5 protein-coding genes are annotated in these 3,785 nt (G+C 64.8%); 3 read left to right on the forward strand and 2 right to left on the reverse strand.

What is annotated here, in order from left to right:
* Nucleotides 1-401 (forward strand): glucan biosynthesis protein (locus AC1DO7_RS40185; protein WP_477117487.1); only part of this gene is annotated, 401 nt, incomplete at its 5' end.
* A 327-nt stretch (nt 402-728) separates the two neighbouring features.
* A complete protein-coding gene (locus AC1DO7_RS40190; protein WP_441621083.1) occupies nt 729-1,415 on the forward strand; it encodes an ABC transporter substrate-binding protein in 687 nt (228 codons plus the stop codon).
* Between the two features lie 174 nt (nt 1,416-1,589).
* On the opposite strand, the gene AC1DO7_RS40195 is transcribed toward AC1DO7_RS40190, so the two are convergent.
* Together AC1DO7_RS40195 and AC1DO7_RS40200 are read right to left on the reverse strand one after the other, a co-directional pair.
* Entirely contained in the window at nt 1,590-2,231 is a 642-nt protein-coding gene (locus AC1DO7_RS40195; protein ID WP_441621024.1) for a DsbA family oxidoreductase, read from the reverse strand.
* A 186-nt stretch (nt 2,232-2,417) separates the two neighbouring features.
* Nucleotides 2,418-2,918, reverse strand: a complete 501-nt coding sequence (locus tag AC1DO7_RS40200) for a winged helix-turn-helix transcriptional regulator (protein WP_441621022.1) — start codon at nt 2,916-2,918, stop codon at nt 2,418-2,420.
* Between the two features lie 224 nt (nt 2,919-3,142).
* Here AC1DO7_RS40200 and AC1DO7_RS40205 point away from each other — a divergent pair.
* On the forward strand, nt 3,143-3,785 hold a 643-nt coding region (locus AC1DO7_RS40205; RefSeq protein WP_441621020.1), incomplete at its 3' end, for a cysteine hydrolase family protein.

Genomic DNA, 3,785 nt, shown 5'->3' on the forward strand with positions numbered 1-3,785 from the left:
ACACGATGCACTGGACCATGAACGAGCGCGCCCTGTTCGACAAGGATCTGGCCTGGGTCAAGCAGACACTGCGCTCGGCAGGAGAAATCACGCAGGCCAACCTGATCCGCCATCTCGATGGCAGCACCGGCCTGGTCGTCGATTTCGAAGGCCCCGTCCTCGCAAACCTTCCCTCCGGCACGCAGGTCGCCGCACAAGTCAGCGTTGGCGACAACGCCGAGCTGCTGGCCAATGTCCTGGAGCCAAACCCCGTCATCAAAGGCTGGCGGCTGAATCTGCGCATCAAGGTCAGGGATCCGAAGAAGGCGGTGGAGATGCGCGCCGCGCTGGTGTCTGGCGCCAGGACGCTGAGCGAGACRTGGAGCTACCAGCTGCCGCCATTTTCGGTCGAGGGGCAATAAGATTGCCGCGGCGCATCGGGGTGGCATGATTGAGATGTCGCCAAAGCTCACGCAAGGGACGAACATGATCAGACGCCGCCTTCCACTCCTCGCTCGCGGGGCGCTGGCCGGATTTCCCCTGGCCTTCGGCGCTTGCGCCACGACAAACCCGGTCGTTCCCGAACCTCGCCAGCAGGCGGGCTTCCGATGAACCGCATCCGACGTTCGATCTGCAGGCTCGGCCCGGCCGCCGCCGCAATGGCCCTGGCCGGGTGCGCCGCCTCCCAGGCCCCGGCGGGCGCCGATTCGCGCACGGGCGCGATCGCCGAACTGGGCGGCAGCGGAACAATGCGCGCGGCCATCAACCTCGGCAATCCGATCCTCGCGAGCCGCGCCGCGAACGGCGAGCTCCAGGGTGTATCGGTAGATCTCGCGCGTGAAGCAGCGCGCCGCCTCGGCCTGGCGCTCGAGCTGGTGCCGTTTGCTTCGGCAGGCAGCGTGGTTGACGCCGTCAAGGCCCGGCAAGTGGACCTCGCGTTCGTTGCGATCGACCCGGTCCGCGCGGCGGATATCGAATACACGGCGCCATACGTGATCATCGAAGGCGCCTACCTTGTGCGCAACGATTCGGCCCTGCAGCGCAACGACGAGGTGGACCACGCGGGAACCCGGGTAGTGGTGGGCCGCGGTAGTGCCTACGATCTGTTCCTCACGCGCGAACTGAAGGCGGCCACGCTGGTGCGCGCGCCGACCTCGCCGGCAGTCACCGACATGTTCCTTGCCCAGCGCCTGGACGTTGCCGCCGGCGTGAAACAGCAGCTTGAGGCGGATGCCCGGCGCGTTGGTGGCGTGCGCTTGCTGCCCGGCCGCTTCATGGTGATCGAGCAGGCCATGGGTGTACCGAAGGGGCGCGGCGCCGCGCGGGCCTGGCTCGGCAGCTTCATCGAAGACATGAAGGCTTCGGGCTTCGTCGCCGATGCGCTGCGACGCCACGGCATCGAGGGCGCCGGCGTGGCACCGCGTGCGGGGGCGTAGATAGAGGCGGGCGCAGAGCGCCATGCGCTATCCCGGCATCGAAGCAGACAATGCACTTGAGGCGGCGGAGCAGACAGAAGACCGGGCCGATCGGGCCGGCGCATTCCGGTCAGCATCCCGCCCGCGGGCAGCCCTGGTGTGGCGAGCCGCCGTTGCGGCGCGGAGATCTCGCGGCTACGCCTCGGCCAGGATCCGCTGGATGGCTTGCTCGAAGGCTTCCACGGGTTGTCCGCCGGTCACCAGGTAGCGGTTGTTGAAAATGACCGAGGGCACCGACTGGATACCCATTGCCTGGTATTCCCGTTCTTCGGCCCGAATCTCATCGGCATAGTCACCGCTCTGCAATATGTGGCGCGCCTGCGCGGCGTCGAGTCCTGCCGATTCCGCCGCTTCGACCAGGACATCGTGGCTGCTTGGATCCTTTCCCTCGCCATGGTAAGCCTGCAGCAGTGCCAGCTTGAGCGGCAACTGCCTGCCCTCCATGCCGGCCCAATGCAGCAGGCGGTGCGCATCGAAGGTGTTGTAGACCCGCGTACGCGGGCCAAAGGCAAAGCCGACGCTGGCGCCACGCTCGCGGATCGTGGCCTGGGTCTCGGCGATCTGGGCCTGCGTGCGCCCATACTTCTTGCCGAGATAGTCGACGATGTCCTCACCGTCCGGCCCCATCTGCGGATTCAGTTCGAAGGGATGCATGACAATCTCGGCGTCGACGGCGTCGCCGAGGCGCGATAGCGCAAGCTGGAGCGAGGACAGGCCGATAGCGCACCATGGGCATGCGATATCCGAGACAAAATCGATTCTGAGCGGTTGTTTCATGGTTTTCCTGGCGGGCGGCGGACATGCTGCGCGACCCGTCCGATATGAAGGCTGGAAGCGCAGAGAGTAGCCCGGATTGCCAATGCTTGCAGGCTCGTGTCGCCGCGCATGCCCGCAGCCGCCGCCGCCGGGGCCGGGGCCGCTAGAGCGTCAAGGACGCTTCGACAGCGCCGGGCGCTGGCGCGATTACTTCAACTTGAAGGCAACGCGCCGGGCTTCGCGTTCCGCCGCGAAATGACGGCCGGTCGAAGCCACGAGATCCTTGCGCTCCACGGGGATGCCGCAGTGCGGACATACGCTGGCCAGGCCGACATCGTGGCCGCATGCGCGATGCACGAAATGCATCGCCACTTCCTCATCCTTGTCCTTGCACCACGTTTCGCCCCACGCCCGTAGCGCGTAGATCACCGGGTAGAACGCCCACCCCTTGTCCGTCAGGCGGTATTCGTGGCGCAACGGCTTTTCGCTGTACGGCTGGCGTTCGACCATGCCATCCGCTTCAAGCGCCTTGAGCCGCGAAGTCAGCATCTGTGGCGTAGCGCCGGTCTGGATCTGAATTTCCTCGAACCGCGTGGCGCCCATGTACAGCTCCCGCAGTACAAGGATCGTCCACCGGTCGCCCGCGACATCTACCGAGCGCGCCACCGGGCATACCGTATCCGCCCTCTCCTGCGTTGCATGTGCCACGACCACCCTCCAACACTAACTATTGATTTCATAGTAACACAGTTCCTGGACTTGCTATCTGCTCCCTGATCGGGCTGCAAGCCTTGTGTTTCTTGACACTATGATTTTCATAGTTATACTGGGACGTACCGATGCGCGAGACGTCGCCCATCCCGAACAAAGCAGTCCGGCGCCACTGCGAAATGCGACCCCGGTCGCACATGCTTTCTGAATGGAGTACTGAAATGGCTAATCCCGTGTATCCCGCGGAGCGCACCGGCCTGCTGCTGGTGGATCCGTATAACGATTTCCTATCCGACGGCGGCAAGCTGTTCCCGATGCTCAGGAACGTGGCAGACGACGTTCGCCTGCTCGACAACCTGCGCGCATCCGTGGCGACAGCGCGCGACGCCGGCATCCAGGTGTTCTACGTACCGCATCGGCGCTGGCAGCCAGGCGATTACGACAACTGGGACCACCCGAATCCCACGCAGCGCCTGGTCCAGCAGCGCCACACTTTCGCCAAGGGCACGTGGGGCGGCGAATGGCATCCGGACTTCGTGCCGCAGGATGGTGACATCGTCATCCAGGAACACTGGGGCCAGAGCGGGTTCGCCAATACCGACCTCGACTTCCAGCTCAAGCAGCACGGCATCACGCATGTGATCGTCGTGGGCCTGCTGGCCAACACCTGCATCGAGTCGACGGCACGCTTCGCCATGGAGCTTGGCTATCACGTCACGCTCGTGCGCGATGCCACGGCTGCTTTCAGCAAGGAAATGATGCATGCCGCGCATCATCTGAACGGCCCGACCTTTGCCCACGAAATCCTGACCACCGCCGAACTGGTTACCGCCCTTCCCGTCGCCTCGCAGGAGAACGCAGCAT

Source organism: Cupriavidus sp. 05N40, from assembly GCF_056397305.1.

Excerpts from the sequence above, each read along its gene's own strand:
- AC1DO7_RS40195 (WP_441621024.1), bottom strand. The coding sequence starts at position 2,231 with ATGAAACAACCGCTCAGAATCGATTTTGTCTCGGATATCGCATGCCCA.
- AC1DO7_RS40190 (WP_441621083.1), top strand. The coding sequence starts at position 729 with ATGCGCGCGGCCATCAACCTCGGCAATCCGATCCTCGCGAGCCGCGCC.